The organism is Paenibacillus sp. 8b26, assembly GCF_050626875.1.
Lineage (GTDB): Bacteria > Bacillota > Bacilli > Paenibacillales > Paenibacillaceae > Paenibacillus.
The window spans coordinates 1,134,071-1,160,234 of the sequence record NZ_CP192445.1 but is presented as its reverse complement, the minus strand read 5'-3'; the positions used below and the strand labels follow the sequence as shown (position 1 = coordinate 1,160,234).

At 47.9% G+C, this 26,164-nt stretch carries 21 protein-coding genes; 16 read left to right on the top strand and 5 right to left on the bottom strand.

The window, feature by feature from the left end; genetic code table 11:
* Nucleotides 1–123 precede the first annotated feature (123 nt).
* The 11 genes from ACQ4MX_RS05020 to ACQ4MX_RS04970 all read left to right on the top strand — a co-directional run bounded on the left by ACQ4MX_RS05020 (nucleotide 124) and on the right by ACQ4MX_RS04970 (nucleotide 13,912).
* The gene (locus ACQ4MX_RS05020) at nucleotides 124–1,650 is read left to right on the top strand and encodes a response regulator transcription factor (RefSeq protein ID WP_431089616.1); all 1,527 of its coding nucleotides are present in this window, start codon (nucleotides 124–126) and stop codon (nucleotides 1,648–1,650) included.
* Nucleotides 1,651–1,699: 49 nt separating this feature from the next.
* The gene (locus ACQ4MX_RS05015; RefSeq protein ID WP_431089615.1) at nucleotides 1,700–3,523 is read left to right on the top strand and encodes a sensor histidine kinase; all 1,824 of its coding nucleotides are present in this window, start codon (nucleotides 1,700–1,702) and stop codon (nucleotides 3,521–3,523) included.
* Entirely contained in the window at nucleotides 3,513–5,096 is a 1,584-nt protein-coding gene (locus ACQ4MX_RS05010; RefSeq protein WP_431089614.1) for a response regulator, read from the top strand. The genes ACQ4MX_RS05015 and ACQ4MX_RS05010 overlap by 11 nt, the downstream gene beginning before the upstream one ends.
* Before the next feature lie 69 nt (nucleotides 5,097–5,165).
* Nucleotides 5,166–6,851: a sugar ABC transporter substrate-binding protein gene (locus tag ACQ4MX_RS05005; RefSeq protein WP_431089613.1), complete on the top strand. Its 1,686-nt coding sequence runs from the start codon at nucleotides 5,166–5,168 to the stop codon at nucleotides 6,849–6,851.
* Between the two features lie 74 nt (nucleotides 6,852–6,925).
* The gene (locus tag ACQ4MX_RS05000; protein WP_014280800.1) at nucleotides 6,926–7,900 is read left to right on the top strand and encodes an ABC transporter permease; all 975 of its coding nucleotides are present in this window, start codon (nucleotides 6,926–6,928) and stop codon (nucleotides 7,898–7,900) included.
* A gap of 17 nt (nucleotides 7,901–7,917) precedes the next feature.
* Nucleotides 7,918–8,853, top strand: a complete 936-nt coding sequence (locus tag ACQ4MX_RS04995; protein ID WP_420795085.1) for a carbohydrate ABC transporter permease — start codon at nucleotides 7,918–7,920, stop codon at nucleotides 8,851–8,853.
* Nucleotides 8,854–10,401, top strand: coding sequence for a glycoside hydrolase family 43 protein (locus tag ACQ4MX_RS04990; RefSeq protein WP_431089612.1), 1,548 nt, complete (start codon nucleotides 8,854–8,856; stop codon nucleotides 10,399–10,401). It abuts the gene before it with no gap.
* A gap of 40 nt (nucleotides 10,402–10,441) precedes the next feature.
* On the top strand, nucleotides 10,442–11,464 hold the full coding sequence (locus tag ACQ4MX_RS04985) for an endo-1,4-beta-xylanase (protein WP_431089611.1): 1,023 nt from the start codon (nucleotides 10,442–10,444) through the stop codon (nucleotides 11,462–11,464).
* A gap of 52 nt (nucleotides 11,465–11,516) precedes the next feature.
* Entirely contained in the window at nucleotides 11,517–12,503 is a 987-nt protein-coding gene (locus tag ACQ4MX_RS04980; protein WP_431089610.1) for a glycoside hydrolase family 43 protein, read from the top strand.
* 124 nt (nucleotides 12,504–12,627) lie between these two features.
* Nucleotides 12,628–12,921, top strand: a complete 294-nt coding sequence (locus tag ACQ4MX_RS04975; protein ID WP_431089609.1) for a hypothetical protein — start codon at nucleotides 12,628–12,630, stop codon at nucleotides 12,919–12,921.
* 550 nt (nucleotides 12,922–13,471) lie between these two features.
* Nucleotides 13,472–13,912 carry an aldo/keto reductase gene (locus ACQ4MX_RS04970; protein WP_431089608.1) on the top strand — a complete coding sequence of 147 codons (441 nt, stop codon included), beginning with the start codon at nucleotides 13,472–13,474 and terminating at the stop codon, nucleotides 13,910–13,912.
* A gap of 251 nt (nucleotides 13,913–14,163) precedes the next feature.
* On the opposite strand, the gene ACQ4MX_RS04965 is transcribed toward ACQ4MX_RS04970, so the two are convergent.
* The 3 genes from ACQ4MX_RS04965 to ACQ4MX_RS04955 all read right to left on the bottom strand — a co-directional run bounded on the left by ACQ4MX_RS04965 (nucleotide 14,164) and on the right by ACQ4MX_RS04955 (nucleotide 18,238).
* Nucleotides 14,164–15,837, bottom strand: coding sequence for a glycoside hydrolase family 43 protein (locus ACQ4MX_RS04965; protein WP_431089607.1), 1,674 nt, complete (start codon nucleotides 15,835–15,837; stop codon nucleotides 14,164–14,166).
* 75 nt (nucleotides 15,838–15,912) lie between these two features.
* Entirely contained in the window at nucleotides 15,913–17,586 is a 1,674-nt protein-coding gene (locus tag ACQ4MX_RS04960; protein WP_431089606.1) for a carbohydrate-binding protein, read from the bottom strand.
* Between the two features lie 475 nt (nucleotides 17,587–18,061).
* On the bottom strand, nucleotides 18,062–18,238 hold the full coding sequence (locus ACQ4MX_RS04955) for a DUF6444 domain-containing protein (protein ID WP_431091255.1): 177 nt from the start codon (nucleotides 18,236–18,238) through the stop codon (nucleotides 18,062–18,064).
* 228 nt (nucleotides 18,239–18,466) lie between these two features.
* Here ACQ4MX_RS04955 and fabV point away from each other — a divergent pair, with 228 nt between their 5' ends.
* Complete coding sequence (gene fabV / locus ACQ4MX_RS04950) at nucleotides 18,467–19,645, top strand: enoyl-ACP reductase FabV (protein ID WP_431089605.1); 1,179 nt, start codon at nucleotides 18,467–18,469, stop codon at nucleotides 19,643–19,645.
* 123 nt (nucleotides 19,646–19,768) lie between these two features.
* Here fabV and ACQ4MX_RS04945 read toward each other — a convergent pair whose 3' ends face one another.
* Entirely contained in the window at nucleotides 19,769–19,972 is a 204-nt protein-coding gene (locus ACQ4MX_RS04945) for a hypothetical protein (protein WP_431089604.1), read from the bottom strand.
* A gap of 171 nt (nucleotides 19,973–20,143) precedes the next feature.
* Here ACQ4MX_RS04945 and ACQ4MX_RS04940 point away from each other — a divergent pair, with 171 nt between their 5' ends.
* From ACQ4MX_RS04940 to ACQ4MX_RS04925, 4 genes are all read left to right on the top strand, one after another.
* Nucleotides 20,144–21,295: a sn-glycerol-1-phosphate dehydrogenase gene (locus ACQ4MX_RS04940; protein WP_431089603.1), complete on the top strand. Its 1,152-nt coding sequence runs from the start codon at nucleotides 20,144–20,146 to the stop codon at nucleotides 21,293–21,295.
* 198 nt (nucleotides 21,296–21,493) lie between these two features.
* Entirely contained in the window at nucleotides 21,494–22,591 is a 1,098-nt protein-coding gene (locus ACQ4MX_RS04935; RefSeq protein WP_431089602.1) for a GntR family transcriptional regulator, read from the top strand.
* 316 nt (nucleotides 22,592–22,907) lie between these two features.
* A complete protein-coding gene (gene araD / locus ACQ4MX_RS04930) occupies nucleotides 22,908–23,618 on the top strand; it encodes an L-ribulose-5-phosphate 4-epimerase (RefSeq protein WP_431089601.1) in 711 nt (236 codons plus the stop codon).
* The gene (locus ACQ4MX_RS04925; protein ID WP_431089600.1) at nucleotides 23,615–25,312 is read left to right on the top strand and encodes a ribulokinase; all 1,698 of its coding nucleotides are present in this window, start codon (nucleotides 23,615–23,617) and stop codon (nucleotides 25,310–25,312) included. The genes araD and ACQ4MX_RS04925 overlap by 4 nt, the downstream gene beginning before the upstream one ends.
* 173 nt (nucleotides 25,313–25,485) lie before the next feature.
* On the opposite strand, the gene ACQ4MX_RS04920 is transcribed toward ACQ4MX_RS04925, so the two are convergent.
* On the bottom strand, nucleotides 25,486–26,070 hold the full coding sequence (locus tag ACQ4MX_RS04920; RefSeq protein WP_013370447.1) for a helix-turn-helix domain-containing protein: 585 nt from the start codon (nucleotides 26,068–26,070) through the stop codon (nucleotides 25,486–25,488).
* Nucleotides 26,071–26,164: the final 94 nt, after the last annotated feature.

The window sequence follows — 26,164 nt, the reverse complement described above, 5'->3', positions numbered from 1 at the left end:
GAAAGTCGGCTTTGACGGGGACACTTATATCCGCGAGGCGGATTTGATATCTGAACCGTAAACGTAAATGCGCTTTCATGTGTACAAGGGCAAGATTCATTCGACGAAGGAGGCGAAGGATGGATGATGAACGTGCTGCTGGTAGACGATGAACCGTGGGTTCTTGAGGGTTTGCGCACAATTGTGAACTGGGACAAATATGGCTTCCGGGTCTGTGGAGAGGCCTCGAACGGCAGCTCCGCCTGGTCTCTGATTGAGCGGCTTCAGCCCGAACTGGTGTTTACCGATATTCAAATGCCTTCCGTCAGCGGTCTGGAGCTGATCGACCGCTCACAGCATAAGCTGGCAAAGCCGCCGCGGTTTGTCATATTGAGCGGGCACAATAACTTCGAGTATGCAGTGACGGCGCTTGACCAACGCGTCGATGATTATCTGCTCAAGCCGATTGACGAGGATGAGATAGAGGCGGTGTTGGACCAGATAAGCCGCAAGATCCGGGAAGAGACGGCCAAGGAGGAGCTCCGTCGCCGCGACCGATCCCTGTACGTCAATTGTCTGCTCAATCGGCTGATTCAGGGCGAGGCGGGCACCGAGCTTGAGAATGAAGCCACGGCCTTGTTGAATATCGGAAGCGGTGAGGAGATCGGCTGCCTGCTGGTTGAAACGGAAATGAACGAAGAAGAGTTGAAGCGTCAGATATCGGAGCTTGCCGGGCCGGAACGCCCGGAGCTGTTCACGGATCCCGAAGGAAGAGTGGGCCTGGTCGCTTCCGGGAAACCGCACGCTGCAGATCGGCTTGAGGCTCTTGGGCGTCGGCTGTGTGAAGAGTGGCCGGGCGAGGCTCCCTCTCCCGCAATTGCGGCGCTGAGTTATGGTACGGGAGGGGCGTCCGCACTTCGGCCTATTTACGAAAAAGCGCTGGCAGCGCTCAAATGGAAGCGCTATCATAATGAGGGAGGCATTATCGTCTGCAACGAGCTTCCGCGGAACGAACGCATGAAGGGAGTGAACAAAGCGGCCCTGGCTTCCTTGATCGAACGGGTCTCCTCGGACAGTCCCGAAGAGATTGAGGCTGCGGCGGACGCCCTGCTTGCTGCACCGTCCCTCGGGCTACCGGATATCGAATATGTGCGGATTCAGTTGTCCGCCCTCGAAATGGGCATCTCCAAGAAGCTGAAGGAGCTGGGTGGAGACGCCGATGCCTTCATGCGGGGCATACAGGGAGAGTTCGGTACGCTGACGGAGACAACCACTTTTCCGGCTTTTCGCCGGTATGCCCTGGCGCTATGCCTGAGCGGAGCGGCTGCCCTCCGCGAGCAGCGTGAACGCAGCGAGTGCCGCACGATCTTCCGGGTGGTGCAGCATGTGGACCAGGAATTTCGGAAGAAGCTGCAGCTTCAGGAGCTTGCCCAGATGTTCCATATGAATCCTATCTATTTGGGACAGTTGTTCAAGCAGCAGACCGGCAAGTCGTTCCGGGAATATCTGAACGGCAAGCGGGTTGAAGAGGCGAAGCGGCTTCTGCGACAAGGCCGGCTGAGCATCGCCGAAGTGGCGGCGAATTCCGGTTATCCCAACACTGATTATTTTATAAGCCAGTTCAAACGGATAACAGGGATAGCGCCGTCTGCTTTCAGACGGCGGGAATAGAGACGGCTCAGGCCGAAAGAATGTTCAATGGGAGATGGTGGTGGAAGCCATGATTAGAAAGTTCAGATTTCGCAGTATAGTGAACGATATCCCGCTGAATTACAAATTCATGCTGATTTATGTAATCGGGATTTTGCTGCCTATTGTCATAATCAATTATTTGTTTATGGACCGGATGTCCGGGCTGATCAAGGAGCGGGAAGAGCAGAATCTGCAAATCTCGTTGGAGCGGGCGAGAAAGGATATCCACGGCATGATTGATGGCGGAGTTGCAGTCAGTCATGCCGTGATTACAGATAAGCTGCTGTACGAGACCCTGGACCGTGATTATAAGGGTTCGCTGGATTTCTATAATACGTTCAACGAACAGCTCCGTCATCGGGTCACATCCTATATTCCGGTGAACAATCAGATCCAGCGGATCGGCATTTACACGGACAATCCGACGATCGTGCCCGGCAGCGACTATTATGACTTGAATGAATCGGTTTTCGCCAGCCCCTGGTATCAGGAGTGGAAGTCGTTCAACGGAACCGTGCTGGTGTCTGCGTATCTGGACATGGGGGCCAAAACCCCCGCAACTGCCACGCCTTATCTCAGCGTCGTTGAGAAAATGGATAATTACGACGTCAACAACTCTTACCAGAAGCTGGTGCGGATTGATTTCGATCTCAGCCGCTTTTACGATGTCATCGCCCGCGAGCGGGATTACCTGGATCTCTATCTGGTTAACGACCAGAACGAGATCATCGTATCTATGGACAGCGGATACCAGCGCGAGAACATCTCCAGTTTTCCTTTGTTCAAAATGGACAAAGAGGCGGACAACGATCTGCATATCATGCCGATCGGTAACGCCAGCTATGTGCGGGGATGGAAGCTGATCGGCGTGCCCCAGGGGACGCGCGTCAGCAAGGCCATGCTGGATATGCAGCTTTATTCTAGCATACTGGTCGGCCTGATTACACTGTTCACCTCAGTGTTCATTTACGTCATGCTGCGCTCGTATAATCACCGGGTCAAGCGCTTGGCCCGGCATATGCAAAAGGTAAGGAACGAGAAGTTCGACTTGATCACAATCGATGAGGGGCGCGACGAAATCGGGCATCTGATCCGCAACTTTAACATGATGACCTCCCAGATCCATTCCTTGATCAATAATGTGTATAAGCTGGAGATTCAGCAAAAAAGCCAGGAAGCCGAGCGCGTCCGAGCTGAGCTCAATCTGCTGCAGAGTCAGATGAATCCCCATTTCCTGTTCAATACGCTGAATGCGCTTCTAGTGGTCAGTACCAAAAACAATTACACGGATGTCAAAGACATCATCAAGAACTTGTCGAAGCTGCTCCGCCGCTTGCTGAACTGGAAGGACGATCTGGTGCTGCTGGAGGAAGAGATAAATTTTACCGTGATGTATCTCGGCATTGAGAAATTCCGCTTCCAGGACAAATTCGAGTATTCCATCGAGATCACCGAAGAAGCGCGTTACTACAAGATACCGAAGATGAGTATTCAACAACTCGCGGAGAACGCCTGCAAGTATGGCATACAGGCCATCGAAGGGCTTGGAGTGGTCAAAATCCGCGCCGAAGTAGCCAATGAGCGGCTGCGTGTGGTTGTATCGGATAATGGCAAAGGTATTGACGAGGAGCGTTTAAAGGAGGTTTTGTACAACATGCGCAGCGAAAAGGAGACCATAGGAGGTAATATTGGCATTCGTAATGTATACCGACGGTTGGAGTTGTACTACAACGGCAGGGTTAGTTTTAACCTGACTAGCAAGGTGGGAGAAGGTACCGAGGTGGTCTTCGAAATTCCGATGCAGTTGCTGGAATGGCAGGATGGAGAAGGAGGGAAGGGCAATGGCGTTTAAAGTGCTGCTGATTGACGACGAGCCTTGGGCACTGGAGGGCATGCAAATTTGGATTGATTGGGGAGAGCTGGGCTTTGAGGTGTGTGGCATTTGCGGCAACGGAATGGATGGTTTGAGGCTAATGGAGAAACTGGGGCCAGACCTGGTGATGGTGGATATCCACATGCCGATAATGGATGGTTTGGAAATGATAAAGCAATGGCGGCAAAGAGGGAATGTCTCCACGAAATTTATCATTCTTACAGGGTACAGCGAATTTGATTACGCTCGAAAGGCTCTCAAATACAGAGTCTCCCGGTATTTGCTGAAGCCTTTGGATGAGGAGCAGACTGAACTGGAGATTCGGGCAATTCAACGCGAATTGTTGGAGGAACAGGAGCTCATTTACATCGGCCAGATTGCTCGTCGGGAAGAGGTGTTGCAGATGATTAAGGAGGCACTACTGGGCAAATCGATGTCCACGGAGGGGAACGATTTCATGGAATCTGTGTCCCAATCCGCCAACTTATGGAATGTATGTCTGGTGCAAGCGCATCGGGACCAGTCCGCACGACTGGGCGAGTTTGCACTTGAATTACTCGATGACTTAGAGACAGCATATTTGGTGCATCTGTCCATGGAACATTTCGTCATTGTGTTCGGTGACTCGGCGTATCAAGGTGATGGACTCAGTACTGAGAAGACTATAGAAGCACTGGCCCGTCGCTTGGCGGGTTTTCGTGTCTTCATGGCTGTTGGTACCCCGGTAGGCTCATTAACTGGAATTGGAACCGCCTACAAGACGGCGTCCAAGGCGCTGCTGCATGCGTTTTATGAGTCGGAAAATAATGGAATTATTCATTATGACATAATTAAAGACAGCGTGTTTCAACATTGCGATAATCAGGTGGAACTCTTGGAACGCATATTGGAGACATTTGAAATTATCGACTATGCTGGCTATCGGTCAATTGTCGATTCGATGGAGCAAGTGTTTTGGGAGACGCGAGTGTATCCTGATGAGGTCCAAAAATTTGTCGTCTTTCTTCTGCACGAAATCAGGGCGTATATGAGTGTTCATATTGCTAGCGACAGGGAGCCTTCTGGCCATCTGTTCGACATCCCCAATACGGACGAGGCATTGCTGACCTTTGACGATATGATTGGGATACTACGCTCTTGTGGACAGGTTTGCTTTGAACTTCTTCTCAAACAGAGCATGATTGAGCCTCAGGGGATCGTGCAGGATATCAATGACTACATCCGTAGTTATTTCCGGGAAAGTCTGACCATTAAACAGCTGGCAGAGCAATTTTTTCTGCATCCTACCTATCTGGGACAATTGTTGATACGCAAAAACGGTATCGGGTTCAATGAATTGCTCCATGATCTGAGGATTGAAGAGGCAAGTCGCCTGCTTCGTATGAACCAATATAAAAATAGCGAGCTATCAGAAATAGTAGGATATACTAATTATAACCATTTTCTGAAGCAATTTGAGAAGCGCTTGGGTATGTCACCAAACGAATATAAGAAAATCAAAGCTTTTCATGTGAAAAGCTTTAATTCGAATATAGTTTCCGATCAGATATAAATTTAAACTAAAATCAATTAAATGTAAGGGCTTTCATCCTTGGTATTATAAAACTATCGGAGGTGTCTTATGGGGGACAGAAAAAAATCGTTACTTCGTATTGGAGCGGTAGCACTTTTGTCACTGAGCGTTGTTCTATCTGGCTGCTCAATCAGCGGCAGCAGCAAAGGTGGAAATTCCAATGCGGACAATGTCAACAGCGGAGAGGTTGGAGCGGCAAGTCCAATTGAAATCTCAGTCTTCTTGAATGAAGCTGGACAGCAGCCGACAGCGGACAACAAGCTTTACAAAATGATGAAGGATGAGCTTGGTGTTACCTTCAAATTTGAATTTCTTGCGGGCGATAAGAACCAGAAGCTCGGCGTTATGATTGCTGGCGGGGACTACCCGGACCTGATCTCGGCAGACACAAAGCTGACCGCTGCGGGAGGCGTCATCCCGTTGGAAGATCTGATCGAGAAACATGCACCTAATCTGAAGAAACACTATGAAAAGTATTGGAACCAAATGAAGGACCCTAATGATGGACATATTTACTATTTGCCAAACTATGGCGTCTACAATGGTGAAGTTGCTGATACCTATTACGGTGGTCCTGCCTTCTGGGTTCAAAAGGCTGTTCTCAAGGAGTTCAACTATCCGACTCCTAAGACACTGGACGAATACTTCGATCTGATTAAAAAGTACAAAGAGAAATACCCAACGATTGATGGCAGCCCAACTATTGGTTTTGAAATCCTGAACTATGACTGGAAAACCTGGGGATTGCTGAATCCTCCACAACATTTGATTGGTCATCCAAACGATGGCGGTGTAGTTGTAAACAAAGGTGTGGCAGAAATTTTTGCTGATAAAGATTACGCTAAGAAGTACTACCAGAAGCTGAATGAAATTAATGCTCAAGACTTGCTCGATAAGGAAACGTTTACACAGAACTATGATCAGTACTTGGCGAAGTTGTCTAACGGTAATGTACTGGGGATGTTCGATCAGCACTGGAACTTCCTCAAAGCTGAGGATTCACTGAAGGTGCAGAAGAAGCTGGAGCGGACATATGTAGGTTTCCCTCTGGTATATGATTCCAGCATTAAGGATTACTATCGGGACCGTCCAGCGCTTAATCTGAATAATGGTTTTGGTATTACTGTTAACGCCAAGGATCCGGTAAAAATCATCAAAGTACTCGATAAACTTATGGATGAAAAATGGCAAAAGCGATTTACTTGGGGTGTCGAAGGCCAGGATTATTATGTTAATAAGCAAGGTCGCTTCATGAAAACACCAGAGCAGCGTACTAACGCTGATGATGCTGCCTGGAAGCTCGCCAATAAGGCAGAAGCTTTATACAATACCGCACCGAAGCTGGAGGGTTATTTTAGCGATGGCAACGCCACCACGGCAACCAATCAGCCTGAAGAGTATCAAGCAAGCTTGAAGCCTTACGATAAGGAAGTTCTAAAGGCATACGGGTTTAATAGCTACGTTGACTTCTTTAGTGCTCCTCCTGAGAACCCAGTCTACTACCCGGCTTGGTCCGCCGATATCGTGGATGGTTCTCCGGCCAAGATTGCCAGCACAAAGCTGAACGAGCTTTCTACAAAGTATCTGCCTAAAGCAATCCTGTCGAGTCCGTCTAGCTTCGACTCCGTATGGAACGAATACACCTCCGAGATTCATAAGCTTGACATCAAGACCTATGAAGACAAAATAAACGAAGTGCTTAAGTGGAGAATTGAGAATTGGACTGCTAAATAGAACTATTTCTAAACCGGAAAGGGAGCACTCCTCCCTTTCCGAAAAATATAAGAATGGATAGGGGGTTTGATACTATGGAGGAAATTGCAATTGGCGCCAAGCCAGTTAAACAGGCAGACCCGAAGAAGAAACGCAGAGACAAACGCGTGACCTGGGCTATTATCAAGGATCAGAGACAACTTATCTATATGTCAGTTCCTCTGCTTGCTTATATAGTCTTATTTGCTTATGTGCCGATCTGGGGTTGGTCGATGGCATTTCAAGATTACAAGCCCGCACGAAGCTTTGGTGAACAAACTTGGGTTGGCTTCAAGCATTTTAAGTTCCTGTTTACAGATGATAATTTTTTACGTGTCCTTCGTAATACACTTGCTATGAGTATGATCAACCTGATTTTTGGGTTTGTCACTGCCATTATTTTGGCATTGCTGCTTAATGAAATTAAAAAGATTTTCTGGAAGAGAGCCGTTCAGACGATTTCGTATTTGCCACACTTTTTGTCATGGATTATCGTTACGGGAATTGTTGCCACTTCTCTTGCCTCTGACGGCATTGTCAACGAAATGTTGATGAAGCTGCATTTGGTTGATAAACCAATTTTATGGTTGAGTGAAGGAAAGTATTTTTGGGGAGTAGTGGGAGCCTCACACGTTTGGAAAGAAGTTGGCTGGAATACAATTATTTATTTGGCCGCCATAGCCTCTATTGATCCGGCTTTGTATGAAGCCGCTGATATTGACGGGGCCAACAGATATCAAAAAATGTGGAGCGTTACTTTGCCAGGCATTAAGCCAACTATTGTTATTCTGTTGATTATGTCAATTGGACATATTTTAGAAGCTGGTTTTGAAGTACAGTATTTGCTAGGCAATGGACTTGTTGTGGATTGGTCAGAAACGATTGATATTTTCGTTCTTAAATACGGTATTGCGCAAAGTAACTATTCCTTGGCCACTGCGGGAGGTATATTCAAGACCGTCGTCAGCATTACAATGCTGCTGCTCGCAAACTGGACGGCCAAGCGCCTTGGGGAAGAGAGGCTATTATAATGATGAAGAAAACTCAGATGTCTGGCCCAGAGAGTACAATTGCAATCTCCAGACGCCGTCCAGGAAGCAGGGGATTAGAGCCGTTTGTTTTCAACACACTTAATACAATATTTATGATTATCCTGGTCATTGTTACCTTGTATCCGTTCCTGAATACGATTGTAGTTTCGTTTAATGCGGGGAACGACACGATCAGAGGCGGTCTCTATCTGTGGCCTCGGCAGTTCACGTTGCAGAATTATAAAGCGGTATTCGTTTCGGGCACTATTTATAATGCATTCCTGATTTCGGTTGCACGCACCGTGCTTTCGACCTTGCTGAATATTTTCTTGACCACAATGCTGGCTTATGCACTTAGTCGGCGGAATTTTGTGTTCCGCAAGCCTATTACTACAGTTTTTGTCCTGACCATGTATTTTAATGCAGGTTTGATTCCTGGCTACTTCTTGATGAAGGACCTGAATTTAATTAATAATTTCTTCGTATATGTACTGCCATCAATGATCAGCGCATTTAACCTAATTGTTATCCGTACCTATATCTATACAATTCCAGAGAGCTTGGTGGAATCGGCTAAAATAGATGGGGCAGGAGATTTTAAGATTTTTTGGAGAATTATTTTACCGCTCTGTAAGCCTGTGCTGGCTACTATTGCGTTGTTTGTTGCGGTAGGTGCCTGGAACTCTTGGTTCGACGCTTTTTTGTATACCTCGTCCCAACAGGAACTGAGCACACTGCAATACGAGTTAATGAAGCTGCTCTCCTCTAGTATGAACGCCAACAGCAATCCATCAGTGTCCAATGGTGTTGGAATGCAGAATGCTACCCAGGTTACACCCATTTCAATTCGCGCTGCTGTCACTGTAGTAGCTTCTATTCCAATCCTGGTAGTGTATCCGTTCATGCAAAAATATTTTGTTGTTGGGCTTAACGTTGGGAGTGTGAAGGAATAAATGAATAATCAATTGGTATCGCAAACCATTCGTTACTCAAATCCCATACTTCCTGGCTTTTATCCTGATCCTAGCATTACTAGAGCGGGAGAGTACTTTTATCTGATTTGCAGTTCGTTTGAATATTTTCCTGGTGTTCCTATCTTCCGGAGTCGGGATCTGATTCAATGGGAACAAGTGGGTCATGTGCTGAACCGACCCAATCAGCTTGATCTGACGGATCGCAAGAGCTCTGACGGCATTTATGCACCATCAATTCGTTATTTTGAGGGTACCTTCTACATGATTACAACCGATGTAGGAGGGATCGGGAATTTTTATGTTACAGCGACCGATCCGGCCGGACCTTGGTCGAATCCGATCCATGTTCCTTACGGTGGTATTGATCCTTCACTGTTTTTTGACGATGACGGCAAGGTGTACGTCACCGCGCAGCAGGGAGCGGACTACGACTCCCATGCCATCCAGTATGAAATTAATATTGTGACTGGAGAAGCGCTTTCGGAGCCGCAGGTGGTTTGGTACGGTGATGGGGGTCCATGGACAGAAGGTCCTCATCTATACAAGATTAATGGAATGTATTATATGATGTCCGCCTCTGGCGGAACAGCGAAGGAACACAGGGAGATTATCGGACGGAGCAACAATCCTTATGGTCCGTTTGAACGTTATCCGGAGCCGATCCTGACGCATCGGGGGCTTGATCATCCGATTCAATATTTGGGCCATGCTGACCTGATAGAAGACGTAAAAGGGAATTGGTGGGCTGTTTTTCTCGGCGTTCGGTTGACTGAGGATGGTTACAGCGTACTTGGTCGTGAAACCTTTCTGGCTCCGGTCATCTGGAAGGACGAATGGCCGTATATCGACAATAACGAGGGCTGTGTCAAGCTGGAAATGTCGGTTGCGCGCCTGCCCGCAGCGGCGCCCGGCGCTGCGGGCGAAGGCCGGAACGACTTTGCCGCAGACCATCTCGAACCCGAGTGGATCTTTGTGCGAAATCCGGCCGATGGCAGTTATTCGCTTGATGAAGCTCCCGGGTCTTTGACACTGCGCGGACAGGCGGCGGGACTGGGGGATGTCGGCCGGATCGCTTTTGCAGGCAAAAGGCAGCAGCATAAGCAGGCAAGCTTCACCACTTGCATGTCGTTTGCGCCAACCGCTGAAGGCGAAGAGGCTGGATTATGCGCACGCCGGGATGAGGATGCCCATTATGAGATTGGGCTGTTGCGTTCTGGAGACCGCAATCGGGTCATGGCGCGTCTGACCATTCGTGGAGAATCCCAGATCGTCTATGAGGCTGAGACAGAGGCGGAGCGACTTTTGCTAAGAATTGAAGCGACTGAGGATGAATATGCTCTTTCCTATTCGGAGGATGGCGAGAACTGGTCCAGTATAGCTACAGGTCCGGCACGGGCGTTGTCTCCGGAGGATTTTGTAAATAAAATGTGCTTCACTGGGGTAGTCATTGGGCTGTATGCAACAGGAAATGGCCGCTTAAGTGGGGTACCTGCGCACTTCGATTGGTTTAAGTATCAGGCTAAGTAGCCGTAAGTGTTTACCGATAGCCTGCCCAAGGAGGAAAAGGATGAATTTATCGACGCGGAAAGAAGCTTCATTAAAAGAATTATACAAAGACGATTTCCAGATCGGAGCGGCGGTCAATCCTCTAACCATTGAGATTCAGAAATCGTTGCTTGCTTACCACTTTAACAGTATTACAGCGGAAAATGAAATGAAGTTCTCAAGCTTGCATCCAGAGGAGGAGGTGTATACCTTTGAGAATGCCGACCGACTAGCTGCATTTGCCAAGGAGCATGGGATGGCAATGCGCGGTCACACCCTGGTCTGGCATAATCAAACGCCGGATTGGCTGTTTGAGAATGAACAAGGCGGTCCAGCGGATCGTGCCTTGCTGCTGGAGCGGCTCCGTTCGCATATCCAAACGGTAGTTGGACGGTATAAGGATACTGTATACTGCTGGGATGTGGTGAATGAGGTCATCTCGGACGAGGAGTCAGACAAGGAGGCGTTCCTTCGCCCGTCGAAATGGCTGGACATCGCCGGACCTGATTTTATCGCCAAGGCTTTTGAATATGCGCATGAAGCAGATCCTAAGGCTCTGCTATTCTACAACGACTATAATGAGTCCCATCCTTACAAGCGGGATCGTATCCATCGGCTGGTCCGGTCGCTGTTGGATCAGGGAGTGCCGATTCACGGCGTTGGCCTCCAGGCGCATTGGAATCTGTTCGATCCTTCCCTGGACGACATCCGTGCAGCCATTGAAAAATATGCAGAGCTGGGACTTCAGCTCCAACTGACGGAACTGGACCTGTCGGTCTTCCGCTTCGATGACAGACGTACCGACCTGCTTCATCCTTCGAATGAAATGCTGGAACGGCAAGCAGAGCTTTACGAGGCGGTTTTCCGTCTGCTGCGGGAATACCGCGACTGTATCAGTGCAGTCACATTCTGGGGGGCTGCCGACGATTATACCTGGCTGGACGGCTTTCCGGTCAGAGGCCGGAAGAACTGGCCTTTTTTATTCGATCAATCGCATCGTCCGAAGCAAGCCTATGAGCGTGTTGCTGCGCTGGCGAACCGTTGAATCCTTGAATCTGCCGGAAGCGCAGATTTAATTAATGGAAGGAGTTATAGCGATGTCCGCATTGCCTAAACCTTATCAGCCTTTAGTTACTCATATCTACACCGCCGATCCGTCGGTGCATGTGTTCGAGGATCGAATTTATATTTATCCTTCGCATGATCTGGATCACGACGGTCCGATCAACGATAACGGCGATCAGTATAAAATGGAAGATTATCACGTATTGTCCATGGCGGATTTTAAATCGCCGGTGGTCGACCATGGAGAGGTTCTGCATGTGAAGGATGTCCCGTGGGCCGCCAGTCAGATGTGGGCGCCTGATGCTTCATATAAGAACGGAAAGTATTATCTTTTCTTTCCGGCACGTGATCATGACGGGATTTTCCGCATCGGTGTAGCCGTATCTTCATCGCCGGCAGGACCTTTCCAGCCGGAGGAGCAGTATATTTCGGGCAGCTTCAGCATTGATCCGGCGGTATTTGCCGATGATGACGGCCAAGTCTACATGGCCTTTGGCGGACTGTGGGGCGGCCAACTGGAGAAGTGGCAAACTGGAAGCTTTGTGGACGAAGCGGAAGGTCCTGCGCCGGATGCGCCTGCGCTCGGTCCGAAAATCGCGAAGCTGAGCGAGGACATGCTCACGTTTGAGTCGGCTCCCCGGGAGGTTGTAATTCTGGACAAAAAGGGCAACCCGCTGACTGCGGGAGACGAGGAACGCAGATACTTTGAAGGGCCGTGGCTGCATAAGTATAACGGCAAGTATTATTTGTCCTATTCCACCGGAACGACGCACAAGCTGGTATACGCCATTGGCGACAGTCCAATGGGACCATTCACGTTCCAGGGTACGATTCTGTCTCCGGTAATCGGCTGGACCACACACCACTCGATTGTTCAATTTCGGGAGAAATGGTATCTGTTCTATCATGACTGCTCGCTGTCCGAAGGCGTTGACTACAAGCGCTGCGTAAAATACGCCGAGCTGACGTATAACCCGGACGGCACCATTTGCACAATTGATCCGTATCCGGAGCGATAATCAACCCTGGCTGCAGCCGCACCTATAACCTAGTGCCTAAATTCCAAAAAAATCCAACATAAATCGGATAATCTTACCGAAAGATGTGGTATGTTCAATGCAACAAAAATGGTGAGGGTGATCCGTGGCAAGAGGACGAAGGGCGAGAGCCATTGTCGTTAGCGATAAACAACGTGAAGTGCTGGAACAACTCGTTCGGGAACGGAGCACGCATCAGTCTCTGGCGAAACGAACGTGTCCGGTGCTGGAGTCGCTTCGCGGATTGGCCAACACAGCGATTAGCGAGCTCTTACCGTTGGATCGCCCCCAAGTCGTTCTTTGGCGCGGTCGTTGGATCGAACAGTACCCTGAGCTTTGCCGTATCGAGCATGAGCATCCCGAAGAATTGGAAGCCGCCCATCCTACAGACGTTTCGTGACCAGCCTCGCCGGGAACGCCACCGTCCTTTACCGAGCAGCAAGTGCTTCAGATTGTGGCCATCGCGTGCGAGAACCCAGCCGCCAGTGGACGGTCCATCAGCGATTCAAACGCGGGATTGTCTCGTCCATTTTCAGATTGAGATTTGGTTCAGCATTTTGGTCCGTCGTTTGCTCAAGTGCGGGAACTTTACAAGCACGTTGGATTTGCAACGACAAGTGTTTCAGTTTATAACGCAACCATAGCTAAGCCATTCAAATGGACGTACAAAGGTAAAGCTCTTTACTTTTAATTGTTGGAATATTTAATTTTTAATGCACTAGCTCCTGAATTTGTCCTTGTGGCGATTCAGGAGCTTTTTTGCATAATCGGAATTTGCAAAGTGTTGCTCATCACTTGAGTATTTGGTGGGGATCATTTTCCCGAAGCTCCCCCTTATCCGAACGGGCTGCCCTAATACCGTGACGTAGGCCGGGCAGAAGTGTTCGCCGACTCGGGACGGCCTGGAGGTTGCGTTTACCCGCTGGGCTTTCGTCGAGCAGGAACGGGACTTGCTGAGCTCCAAACGATTCGGCAGACGCTTGACATGCTGCGGGATAAGATCGATTACTATCGATCCTGGGAAGCCGAGGCCAAACTCAAGCAAATCTAACGAGGAGGATGAACATGCCCTATATCTGTATCCAGCAACGGGAATAAAGATTTTACGCTTCTCGCGTACTCGCCGCTGCTTGGCGGTTTGTACGGCCGGAGGATGCCGAACTAATGGTTACCGGAACGAAGAACAAATGAACAGATTGCAGGCGGTAAGGCATCTGGCGAAAGAGACTGGACACACGCCCAATCAGATTGTGCTTGCTTGGATGCTGCAAAACGCCCCGGTTGCCATACCCCTTGTTGCAGTGAGCGATTCCATTCAATTGGAAGAGAATTTAGGCGCGCTGGATATCCAGCTAAGTTCTGAACAGCTTGATTATTTGAATCAGGCGTAGAGCAATGCAGAAACAGGGATTGGTCTGGCCTTTGTAGACAACATTCTTTTGAGAAAAAGAGAAACCCAAGTCTTGGAAAAGACCGGGTTTCTCGAAATTTTTGCCTAAACGAATCTACTGGTCTGCTTCAAAGGCAGCATCGCTGATCACTTTCGTCCCGTTAACATAAATATCCAGATTTCTGTCCCTGTCTCCAGCGCATACCGGAACTTCACATTTTTAGTTCCGGTAACAGCACAGTAGACGTTATCCTACTCTACGGCTGCATCTGGCGAAGCATTAAAGTTGGCATATGGGGTACCGCTATCGTCCGAATAGGTGGCTTCTACTACGGAGTTGGTCAATGTTGTATCCGTCTCCGCATTATAAGTAGTACCGGTAATAGTATTATTTTGTGTAAACTTCCAGTAATCAAAATTAAATAAGTTGCCTGTGCCGGTTCCGGTAAATACAAAGAAGACGTTGTGAACACCAGTTGCGCCGCTTACAGCAGTTTCTATTTCTCTCCAGGATTGCGCTCCACCTGTGGAAGGCACAGTAAGCGTTCCTACAAGCTTACCGGTTACACTGTCAAGCCGCACTTCAATTTTTCCACCTGCGGCGGATGCTACATTTGCTTTAAAGGTTTTGGCTCCGCTTTTACCGAAGTCAGCGTTTCCTACAGCTATCCAGTCTCCGTTTTGAATACTTGTTACATTTTGATTATTTACTGGTCCGCCTGCTGCTGAAGATTTCTCCGTTAAAATACCTCCATTCCAGGCAAGCGTTTCAGCCTCTACCCGATTATATGGATTAAGATTGGCCAGTTGGGATACACCTGTATAATTGGCCGCAACCTCTTGAATGGTTCCATCTGCACGATGCACAAGCTTATTGATATGGGGAGAACGGTATCCTTTACCGGCTCCGTATCGAGCTAAGCTGACAGTTTGAGCATGGTACACTACATACCACTCATTATTAAATTTGAAAACAGAATGGTGGTTGTTTCCGCCAGCTCTGAAAAATGATCCTGGATTTTTCAGGAAATGGCCTGCATACGTAAAGGGACCCATCGGACTTGAGCTGGTCATATAGCCGATTTCTCCTGACGGCTTATCGGCCGGGTGCGTACCACTAAAATTAATACAATAGGAGTAGTAATATTTTCCGTTATACTTATGAATTCCTGAGTCTTCAAACATGAAAGGCGCATCAATCGTAGATGCACTTCCAATAATGCTGGTCATATCGGCACCCAGTTTCAACACTCTGGCTGTTTTCGGATTTGCTCTTTGCTCTTGTGTTGGGTTTGAACCGCCAGGAATACCCCCGCCGGCATATAGATAGCCTGTGCCGTCGTCATCCACGAATACGGCCGGGTCAAAAAGCCAAACAACGCCAGACATTCCGGGTGTACTGGTTGTAACCAGCGCTTTTCCCAGCGGATCTCTCCATGGCCCGATCGGGCTGTCTGCTGTGAGAACACCGATACCTCCGGCACTATTTGCGAAATAAAGGAAGAATTTATCCTTGCCATTTATATTTTTAACTGTGGCTGCCGGAGCCCAGGACGCACCTGCCCATTTCGCAATACCCTGGCCGCCATTGGCGCCATTGGCACCTGCTACCGGAATGGCTCCGTGGTCTGTCCAGTTCACCATATCCGCTGAAGATATGACGAATACGCTCTTCAAATTGGCAAATGAATTATCTTTAATCGTTCCGTCGCTATTGTATTCATAGTCATCGCTGGACATATAGATGTAGACTCTTCCGTTATAGGTCAACGCAAAGGGATCCGCTCCTAAATGATGGTCTATAAGCGGGTTTGAATTCCCTACCTGTTTTGCAATTGTATTACTGGCTGCAAACGCAGACATCTCAGGTATACAACTCAATACTAATGCCAGAACTAATAAAAATAAACTACACTTCTTACTCATAACTCAATTCCCTCCTTCATTCAAATTGTCCCTTGACATATTACCGCGGGCTATTGCTTATCGTTACAAACGCACCTACTGGGCTGAAACATTTATACTCTCTATGTTCGGTCCTTCCGTACCGGTAGTTACCACTTTTAAAGTATTATTCCCGCTATTCATAGGTACCTGGATCGTTTTTTCGCCCCAGGTTGACCAACTGCCTGTTGCTGCAAAGGCAGCATTGCTGATCACTTTCGTCCCGTTTACATAAACATCCAGATTTCTTGTCCCTGTCTCCAGCGCATACCGGAACTTCACATTTTTAGTTCCAGTAACAGCACAGTAGATGCTATTCCACTGAACGGCTGCATCGGATGAAGCATTAAAGTTGGCATATTTAGTATCGCTATCACCCGAATAGGTGGCTTCTACTACGGAGTTGGTCAATGTTGTAGCTGTCTCTGCTCCATAAGTGGTATCGCTGATAGTCTTGCCACCCAATTCACCTACAAAAGTTGTAACGCTTTGGGCAGGAAGCTGGGCTGTAAAGGCACCGCCCGACACATTGATGGACGATCCGGCTGCCATATTTCTGCTTCCGTCCGTGGCCCATGAAGAAACCCTAGATGCAGTCCCGTTCTGCAGGGCGAACCTTTGGTTTACTGCTGAAGTGCCTCTGTTAATAGCAACAATAACTACCTTGTTGTCACCTTTGTATGCAGAGGTGTAAATGTTTGTATTCGGATTCTTCGTTGCATCAACTCGTACATATCCGGGACGAACAAATTTCGAGAAATGAGCCATATTATAACCACGCTTGCTAATCGTACCGTCCTCTTTCATAGGACCGTATTGTCTACGGATATACCACCATACATATGATTGAAAATCTCCCTCTACCATAGCATTGTGTATATGATATGAAACATCCAACGCCTCGGGCCAGCGATCCGCCGAGTTATTGTCGCTATTTGGATAGTATACTTCCGTCATCCAAAGCTCTTTTCCCGCTCCTTTTTGTTTGAAAAGCGGATAAGCGAAATCACTGAATTTAGTACCATAAGTGTGAGCACCAAGAATATCCATATTAGCAAGAGCCTGTGAATCGTTTAGAATAGGGTCTGACATATTTTTCAGGTAAGAAAATGACTCAGGTGCGATGATCCTGCAGTTAATGGATCCAGCATTTTCTTTCATAAAACGAAGCATTTCTTGTGGAGTCCACCATGTCCAAGTATGTGCATAATCAGGCTCATTTTGCACAGAAATGGCATACAGATTCACACCGTTATTCTTCATGTATGAAACGAAATCGTTAAGATGCTGCGCATATGCAGCGTACTTATCGTATCTAAGGCGTTTTGCTGTTGTATCACCGTTATGATTGAAAGTCTCAGTCATGTCACTTGGAGGATTCCATGGCGAAGCAAAAACGATTGCTCCTTGTTCAATCGCACGTTTTGCAGTTGGTACTTCTCTGTACCAATTATTTTTATTTTCGTCTACATAGATTCTTAACACAGAAAAACCTAATTGGTTGTTTCCATTACCAAAAGCTGTTTCTCTTTGAGCTGCTGTCAAATCTCCAGCCCAAGCCGGATGGTTTATTCCTCCAAAACCGCGAATTACTTGTTTTTGTGCCGATAAGTTAATGGTTACATCACTTGCTGCTGAAACTTCTGCAGGTGCCGGCGCCGTTAACATTAACGGCAATGCTGTTACAAATGCCAATAATACACAAATTAATTTTTTTACATGTGAAACCATTTCTTTCATCTCCTTAAAAATAATAACCTCCATAAACCTGTAACTTTGGAAATGCAATTTCCATTTTACGGCTGTTTAAACGGCCTGTTCTGACCACCCCCTTTCGTATTATGGAATAAAGGTTTCACGCGGACTTTGTCCTACAAGATCAGCCCAAAACGGACGGATTCGGTCCAAGGCTAGCAAATGATAATGGTCTAAATAGACCACCTATCAATTAAAGCGCTTTCAAAATACACAGAAGTAGTGAACCTGGTAGAAAAAGTTGCTTTTGAAAGGTCATATCAGTGGGGACAACACTTTTTTTAACTCGATATTCGATCAAATGCAGGCGCATAGAAGGCAGTCAAAAACTTGTCTTCTTTCAAATCCTACACATGGAATATCCTCTAGAGGATACTGGTTAAATGAACAGGTATGAATAGACTTAATCACAATCTCATCCAGGATGGTCGACTATTGAAGGGTTTGATCTTTATGTCCGAGAGGAGTCCACTTTTTCCGCCTGATTGTCGTAAACTCTTGGGGGCTTGCTAAAAGGAGGATTGCTGCTGTTCTGGTTGTTTTGCCCGAGATAATGTTCTAACTCTTGAACACGAGTGGTGAGGTATTGGATTTGGTCTAGTAAAATGATAATGAACAGTCGTTTCATCATTATCTTTGTTTATATCATGAATACGTTATTTCGTGAAGTTTTTTATTCCCCTATATTATTATTATCCATATATCCCCGATTTCCTGCCAGGATTATAAAAAAGTTCTCAGCGATATTTCATGCGCTGTAATCCAGGTTGAGCCGCAAGCTATTTTACTATATAGTTATGACTGGACAACCATTCCATCGAATTTAAATGAATGCCATAATAGGGGGACCCTTGCAATGATTATTAAACCGAAAATCCGTGGTTTTATATGTACGACTGCGCATCCTGAAGGGTGTGCGGCTCATGTCAATCGTCAAATTAATTACATCAAAGACAGCACGGCAATACAAGGAGCTAAAAAAGTGCTCGTGATCGGAGCATCCACCGGCTATGGACTGGCTTCCCGCATTGCTGCGAGCTTTGGCATGGGAGCGGATACCATAGGGGTATCCTTTGAACGTCCCGCAGCAGAGGGACGCACGGCTTCAGCAGGCTGGTATAACACTGTGGCCTTTGAAAGAGCGGCCAGAGCGGCCGGCTACATAGCGGAGAGCATTAATGGAGATGCTTTTTCCCATGAAATTAAGCAGGAGACGTTGAAGCTGGTAAAGGAAAAGCTGGGCAAGGTAGACCTCATTGTGTATAGTGTCGCCTCACCGCGGCGCACACATCCAGACACTGGTGAAACCTTTAATTCCGTTCTCAAGCCCATTGGGCAGCCGTTTACGAATAAAACGGTGAATACGAATACAGGTGTCGTATCCGAAATTACGCTGGAACCGGCTACGCAGGAGGAAATTGACAACACCATTACGGTAATGGGTGGCGAAGATTGGTCCTTATGGCTCAAGGCGCTGGAAGAGGCTGATCTGCTGGCTGATGGGGTAACTACACTGGCTTACTCGTATATTGGTCCGGAGATCACGGAGGCTATTTATCGTAAAGGAACCATCGGTCAAGCCAAAAACGATTTGGAAGCCACAGCACATACCTTAACGAAACAACTGGAGCGTTATCATGGTAAAGCCTACGTTTCTGTGAATAAAGCTTTGGTTACACAGTCCAGTTCGGCCATTCCAGTGGTGCCTCTGTATATTTCCCTACTGTTTAAGGTCATGAAAGAAAAGGGATTGCATGAGGGATGCATTGAGCAGGCGCAGCGTCTGTTCGAGAAGCTCTATAGCGGGGATACTGTGGAAACGGATGAAGAAGGACGCATTCGTCTGGACAACTGGGAAATGAGAGACGATGTACAGCAGGCGGTCAAAGCAGCCTGGTCCGAGATCACAACAGAAAACGTGTCTGAACGGGGCGATCTTGAACAATACCGTCTGGATTTCCTTCAATTATTTGGGTTCGGCTTTGAAGAGATTGATTATGAATTAGATGTCGATCCAGAGGTTCACACCAATTAACAAACAAATATGAGTCAAATAAAAACGGGTACTCTCAAGCGCTGCAAATGGCTTGTGGGACCCGTTTTTTTTGTATACAGACAGAAAGGCACTCCATGTTGTGCTTATTCACCTCAGTTGAATTTATCGGGAATTAGTCGAAGAAAGCGACTTGTGGTGAAGCAAGCGAAAAACAGCAATGGTGATGATAATTCCAGCAATGCCAAAGACGGTGACAGAAGTTAGAGCTCGATAGGCCTGCCAGCCGAATAAAAAAGCGATACCACTGCCAAAGGTTGTGCCTGCCAGTAAACCGAGTGCGCAAGCGATGTCTGTTCTGGATTTCATAAGCATTTTTCCTTTCGGAATCAGAATTTGAAAAGCAACTTGTATTTTTCATCTGGACTTGGATAGGAATTTGTGCGTACAATTAAATAGAAAACGTTTTCAAAGAGAATCTCTTCTTACTCATTATGGATCATTCTTGTGCAAATTATTCCTTTTCAGGAGGTAGATGAAATGAATATGAATGAGCAGATCAAGCAGTGGAACGAAGAGGCACAGGCAAATAACACCGATCATCCTTACCGAAAGGTCGAATTGTTTATTGAGGTGCGTGATGGGGCGCTTGAAGCCATCGTCCCTTATTTGAAGCAACAGAATTACCGTCATATGACGCTGGTAGAGGATGAACATACTTCTGCGGCGGTAGGGGAAAAGGTGACACAACTCATACGTGACGCTGGTTTGGTGGTGGATGTGGTTCGGCTGCCTCCCAATGCTGTGGGGGATGTGATTGCAGATGAGGGCTATATCGTAAAAGTGTTGTTGGGCGTGGCGGATGAGAGTCAGGCTGTACTGGCCGTAGGCTCCGGAACTATTCATGATCTGGTTCGCTTCGCATGCTATAAAATGAATCGTCCGTTCCTGTCGGTGCCGACGGCCGCTTCTGTGGATGGATTTACATCGGCAGGCGCGCCGTTGATTGTGGGCGGCAGCAAGCAGACCTTTCAGGCTGTTCCGCCGGAAGCGATCTTTGCTGATCTATCCGTACTGGCGAATGCGCCACAAGCGATGACTGCTGCAGGCTTTGGCGATATGCTTGGCAAATTCACCTCATTAGCCGATTGGCATGTGTCCAGAGATTTGGGAGGTGAACCGTATTCGCCTCTAGCTAACCGAATCACGGAAGAGGCGCTGCGAGCCTGTGTAGAGCATGTTGATGAGATTGCTGCGGGTAGCCAGGCAGGTGTTGAAGTGCTGATGAACGCGCTGATCGCATCCGGCATTTCCATGCTGATGATTGATCATTCCCGTCCAGCATCGGGGGGAGAACACCATATCTCCCACCGAATTGAAATGGATTTTATTGCAGAGGGACGCAAGCAGGTTTTGCATGGTGCCAAAGTGGGCGTAGCTTCCGCTTTGCTGTCTGACATGTACAGGGAATTGGCTGCCAGCCAGGATGTGGATGTTTTTAAGGTATACCGAACCTTGCCAACGTCGGAGCAGATGCGTGCATGGCTGGCTCAGGTAGGAGGCCCGTCCACGATTGCCGAGCTGGGCGTAACCGAGGAACAGCTTGCACGCGCACTCCGCACAGCTCATACCCTGCGTAATCGCTATACAGGGCTCAAGTATATGAACGATCATCAATTGCTTCGTTCATAATATGACATCTGCACAAGCGGTATTTAGACGGGATTAGCCAAGCACTTGTAACATGGAAGGGATTAGCGAATGGGTTTACGCCTCCGGTAGCTATACACCGATATCCTGCTCCTGTGACATTTGTATGTACAAATGAACGATATGCTATAATCGTGAAATACAAAAGGGTACACGATATTGCAAGTGACGGAGGAAATTATGGCGCCCAAATATATACAAGTTAAACAGGAAATTTTATCATGGATTCATTCATCCAGGCTGGAACCTCAAAGCCAGCTTCCATCTGAACATGAAATGTCTGAGCAATTTGCGGTTAGTCGGCAAACCGTGCGTCAGGCGTTAGGCGAGCTGGTACAGGAAGGTTGGCTTTTTCGCATGCAGGGCAAGGGAACCTTTGTTGCCACACGGGACAGCAAGCAGCCCGAGGACCCACGGACCATCGGGGTCGTTACGACCTATATATCCGATTATATTTTTCCGTCGATTGTGCAGGGAATTGAAACCAAATTAAGTCGTCAGGGCTATAAGCTGCTGCTCTCAAGTACAGGCAATGACCCCGAGCAGGAACGGCAGTGTTTGGAAATGCTGTTAAGTCAGCCCTTGAGCGGAATTATTATTGAGCCGACGAAAAGTGGGGAACGCAATCCCAATCTGAATTATTACCTGACCTTGGAAAATCGCCAAATTCCTTATTTAATGATCAATGCGCGGTATGAGGAAATGGATGCGCCATGTCTGCGTGTAGATGATGAGAAGGGTGGATTTTTAGCGGCTGAGCATCTGATTAAGTTGGGACATCGGCGGTTAGCCGGGTTTTTCAAAACAGATGATATGCAGGGAATTCTACGTATGAAGGGATTTGTAGCCGCCCATCGCAAATATGGGGTTACGCTGCATCCGAATGCAGTGACCACCTACCGGACAGAAGAAAAAAATGAGGTTCCGTTACAGCGTGCGTCTGTGCTGCTGAGTATGGAGCCGGGAGAGCGTCCTACCGGATGGGTAACATATAATGATGAGCTGGCAGTGCGTTTGTTGGATATTGTGCGTTCGGCGGGTCTGAGCATTCCGGATGATTTGTCGCTGGTCGGGTTTGATGACTCTTTTTTGGCAACGGCAACGGAAATCAAGCTAACTACAATCCGGCATCCGAAAGAGGAGCTGGGACTTCGTGCTGCTGATACGATACTGTCGATGATCGAAGAAAAGGGCTTTCGCGAAGAGGATCGTCAGTGGATTATTCCGCCTGAGCTGATTATCCGTGAATCCACGAGGCCTGTTGCCAGTGATATATAGGAGCCTATAAGTATGGGCGAGTTTTTATTTGGACACATGTAAGGACAAGTTGGAAAAAATGTAGTTCTAACACCTAATAGCATATTGGCGTGCTCACTCGCCGTACCGGACAGCCTGTTTTCTGGATTGCAGAAAACAGGCTGTTTTTGCTATGTTTTTTCTGGAAATATAAACAGTTACGCAGTGAAAAAACGTATAAAAAAACACTGGCTAAGTTGTACGTACAAGTGTATAATGAAAGCGGAACCAAGGATATGAGGTCATTAGCACTTCCATTGCAGATTTCAGAAATGATAGTAAAAGGAGTGTTTTATACATGTTAGAACAATTGAAACAGGAAGTATGGGAGGCTAATTTGGCTCTTCCCAAGCATGGTCTGGTTACTTTTACATGGGGAAATGTAAGCGGTATCGACCGTGAGCAGGGGCTGGTTGTAATTAAGCCAAGTGGTGTGGCCTACGAGGAGCTGAAAGCAGAGCAATTGGTCGTACTCAATTTGCAAGGCGATATTGTTGAGGGGGACCTTCGTCCTTCATCGGATACACCTACACATCTGGCGCTGTACCGTGCTTTTCCACAAATCGGCGGTATTGTACACACGCATTCCTCTTGGGCCACAAGCTGGGCGCAGGCAGGACGCGCGATTCCGGCATTAGGGACAACACAGGGTGATTATTTTTATGGAACGATTCCATGTACTCGCGCGATGACTTCAGAGGAAATTGCCGGAGAGTATGAGCTGGAGACGGGACATGTGATCATTGAGACGTTTGAGGATATTAGTCCGGCGGACATTCCAGGTGTACTCGTTAATCAGCATGCACCGTTCGCTTGGGGAAAAAATGCTGATGATGCTGTTCATAATGCGGTGGTGCTGGAGGAAGTAGCCAAGATGGCGTACCGTTCCTTCGCGTTGAACCCGGAATTAACCTCTATGGATCAGGCGCTTTTGGATAAGCATTTTCTGCGCAAGCATGGAGCGAACGCTTACTACGGTCAAACGAAAAAGGAGGAGACACACAAATGAGCAAGTATACCATTGGTGTCGATTATGGAACAGAGTCCGGGCGCGCGGTCATTGTTGACCTCTCTAACGGAGCTGAAATTGCTACACACGTAACACCTTATCGCCATGGGGTTATTGATGAAGTGCTGCCTGGCAGCGGACGCAAGCTGGAAATGGACTGGGCGCTGGAGCACCCGGCTGACTATATTGAAGTACTGACGACTTCTGTACCTGCTGTCATGAAGGAGACGGGAATTTCTCCGGACGACATCATCGGGATCGGAATTGATTTTACGGCATGTACGATGCTGCCGATCGACGCGCAAGGACAACCATTGTGCTTTGACGAGAACCTGAAGGATAACCCGCATAGCTGGGTAAAACTGTGGAAGCACCATGCAGCGCAGGATGAAGCGGATCATCTGAACGAAATTGCATCACAGCGCGGAGAGGCATTTCAGCCCCGTTATGGTGGTAAAATTTCATCCGAATGGATGATCGCAAAAATTTGGCAAATTCTGAACGAGGCGCCGGATATTTATGATCAGACAGATCGCTTTGTAGAAGCGACCGACTGGGTTATTTCCCAGCTTAGTGGAGAACTGAAACGTAATCAATGTACAGCGGGTTACAAGTCCATTTACCATCATCGTGACGGTTATCCGGACCGCGAGTTTTTCAAAGCGCTCGATCCTCGTCTGGAAAATCTGACAGATACGAAGCTGCGTGGTGAAGTTTATGACTTGGGTAGCCGTGCAGGCGGATTAACAGAGGACATGGCTGCAAAGCTCGGGCTGAATCCGGGAACTGCGGTAGCAGTAGGTAACGTGGATGCACATGCGGCTGTTCCGGCGGTAGGTGTCGTCACACCAGGCAAGCTGGTCATGGCGATGGGAACTTCTATTTGTCATATGCTGCTTGGTGAGGAAGAAAAAGAAGTCGAAGGCATGTGCGGTGTTGTAGAAAACGGAATTATCCCGGGCTACTACGGCTATGAGGCTGGTCAGTCGGCGGTAGGAGATATTTTCGCATGGTTCGTTGAGCATGCTGTTCCCGGCGAGGTGAAGGAGCAGGCTGCGGCAGAAGGCGTAAACGTCCATGTGTGGCTGGAGCGCAAAGCGGCAGCGTACAAACCGGGCGAAACCGGATTGCTTGCGCTGGATTGGTGGAACGGTAATCGTTCTGTGCTGGTAGATACGAACCTGACGGGTCTTATGGTCGGCTATACGCTGCTGACGAAGCCGGAGGAAGTGTATCGTACATTGCTGGAAGCCACAGCGTTCGGTACACGTAAAATCGTCGATGCGTTCCATCACAACGGCGTGCCGGTAGATGTATTGTACGCATGCGGTGGATTGCCGCAGAAAAACCGTCTCTTGATGCAAATTTATGCCGATGTAACCGGACGGGAGATCAAAGTGGCGGCTTCTACTCAAACCCCTGCCCTGGGCGCAGCGATGTTCGCGGCAGTGGCTGCGGGAGCAGAGGCCGGAGGGTACGACGATATTGTCGAAGCAGCGCGCCATATGGCTCGTGTACGGGACGAGAGCTTCAAACCGATCCCAGAGAACGCGGCCGTCTATGATAAGCTGTACGAGGAATACAGCCGTCTTCACGACTACTTTGGACGTGGAGGCAATCCGGTGATGAAGAAGCTGAAGGCGATTAAGGAAGAAGCCGGACGTTCTACAGAAGCGGCAAGCACTCATTCTTAAAAGGTAAGTATCTAAAAAAGCACAGTACGCCGGGAAAACGGCAGACTGTGCTTTTTTTGTTCTTATATTCCGTGATTTGCAACAAGCGAAAGTCTTGTGGAATGAAAGATGGTAATGCGTTCCTTTCATAGACTTTCAGGTAAAGTACAATCGTTTAGTTTTAACGGGCATTCTCACTTTTTCAGCATGGCATCAGCAAACAAAATGGATTTTGGAATGCGGAAAAACTGTTCCGCCTGATCCTGGAAGGTTTGAGAAGGAACGGTACCCTGATGCAACCATTTTCGGAATGTGCCGGGATGAACGCCAATCCAATGACTGACATCGGTCACCGAAATATCATGGACCATACACAGACCCGCCAAAATCCGGTTTTTGACCGGGGAACGAGTCACAGTCCGTTTCATAAAACGGGACGGTGATGGCTGACAGATGAGCGGTGAACGCCGGACAACCTCTTCGTTAAACAGAATATGGTGCGGATAACCAAGTGTGTTACACGTTTTTTCCAGATTAGTGTTGCCGGGAATACGGCCTTCATATACCCACGCGCTGACGCTACGGGAGGAAATGGAAAGCTCCTCGGCAAGCTGAGACAGTTTAATGTCATTAGCCATCAAAACGGCTAGCAGAACACGATTGCGTACTTGACAGCGTGTCGGCTTGCGAAAACGTTTGACGCGCACACCTTTTCCCAAATATTTGCGATTGATCAGAGACCACGCCTGAATGGAATGTTTATCTTGTTGTTTAGGCATATATCCTCCGATTTTTTTTAACCACATACTACTATACCCGAAGGGGACTTTGCAAGTGACTCCCCTCCTGATTTTCTTTTAATCCCATGGGCTT

Bases quoted from the DNA above. Each gene is read 5' to 3' on its own strand.
- ACQ4MX_RS05020 (WP_431089616.1), top strand. From the start codon at position 124: ATGATGAACGTGCTGCTGGTAGACGATGAACCGTGGGTTCTTGAGGGT.
- ACQ4MX_RS05015 (WP_431089615.1), top strand. From the start codon at position 1,700: ATGATTAGAAAGTTCAGATTTCGCAGTATAGTGAACGATATCCCGCTG.
- ACQ4MX_RS05010 (WP_431089614.1), top strand. From the start codon at position 3,513: ATGGCGTTTAAAGTGCTGCTGATTGACGACGAGCCTTGGGCACTGGAG.
- ACQ4MX_RS05005 (WP_431089613.1), top strand. From the start codon at position 5,166: ATGGGGGACAGAAAAAAATCGTTACTTCGTATTGGAGCGGTAGCACTT.
- ACQ4MX_RS05000 (WP_014280800.1), top strand. From the start codon at position 6,926: ATGGAGGAAATTGCAATTGGCGCCAAGCCAGTTAAACAGGCAGACCCG.
- ACQ4MX_RS04995 (WP_420795085.1), top strand. From the start codon at position 7,918: ATGTCTGGCCCAGAGAGTACAATTGCAATCTCCAGACGCCGTCCAGGA.
- ACQ4MX_RS04990 (WP_431089612.1), top strand. From the start codon at position 8,854: ATGAATAATCAATTGGTATCGCAAACCATTCGTTACTCAAATCCCATA.
- ACQ4MX_RS04985 (WP_431089611.1), top strand. From the start codon at position 10,442: ATGAATTTATCGACGCGGAAAGAAGCTTCATTAAAAGAATTATACAAA.
- ACQ4MX_RS04980 (WP_431089610.1), top strand. From the start codon at position 11,517: ATGTCCGCATTGCCTAAACCTTATCAGCCTTTAGTTACTCATATCTAC.
- ACQ4MX_RS04965 (WP_431089607.1), bottom strand. From the start codon at position 15,837: ATGAGTAAGAAGTGTAGTTTATTTTTATTAGTTCTGGCATTAGTATTG.
- ACQ4MX_RS04960 (WP_431089606.1), bottom strand. From the start codon at position 17,586: ATGGTTTCACATGTAAAAAAATTAATTTGTGTATTATTGGCATTTGTA.
- ACQ4MX_RS04955 (WP_431091255.1), bottom strand. From the start codon at position 18,238: ATGAAACGACTGTTCATTATCATTTTACTAGACCAAATCCAATACCTC.
- fabV (WP_431089605.1), top strand. From the start codon at position 18,467: ATGATTATTAAACCGAAAATCCGTGGTTTTATATGTACGACTGCGCAT.
- ACQ4MX_RS04945 (WP_431089604.1), bottom strand. From the start codon at position 19,972: ATGAAATCCAGAACAGACATCGCTTGCGCACTCGGTTTACTGGCAGGC.
- ACQ4MX_RS04940 (WP_431089603.1), top strand. From the start codon at position 20,144: ATGAATATGAATGAGCAGATCAAGCAGTGGAACGAAGAGGCACAGGCA.
- ACQ4MX_RS04935 (WP_431089602.1), top strand. From the start codon at position 21,494: ATGGCGCCCAAATATATACAAGTTAAACAGGAAATTTTATCATGGATT.
- araD (WP_431089601.1), top strand. From the start codon at position 22,908: ATGTTAGAACAATTGAAACAGGAAGTATGGGAGGCTAATTTGGCTCTT.
- ACQ4MX_RS04925 (WP_431089600.1), top strand. From the start codon at position 23,615: ATGAGCAAGTATACCATTGGTGTCGATTATGGAACAGAGTCCGGGCGC.
- ACQ4MX_RS04920 (WP_013370447.1), bottom strand. From the start codon at position 26,070: ATGCCTAAACAACAAGATAAACATTCCATTCAGGCGTGGTCTCTGATC.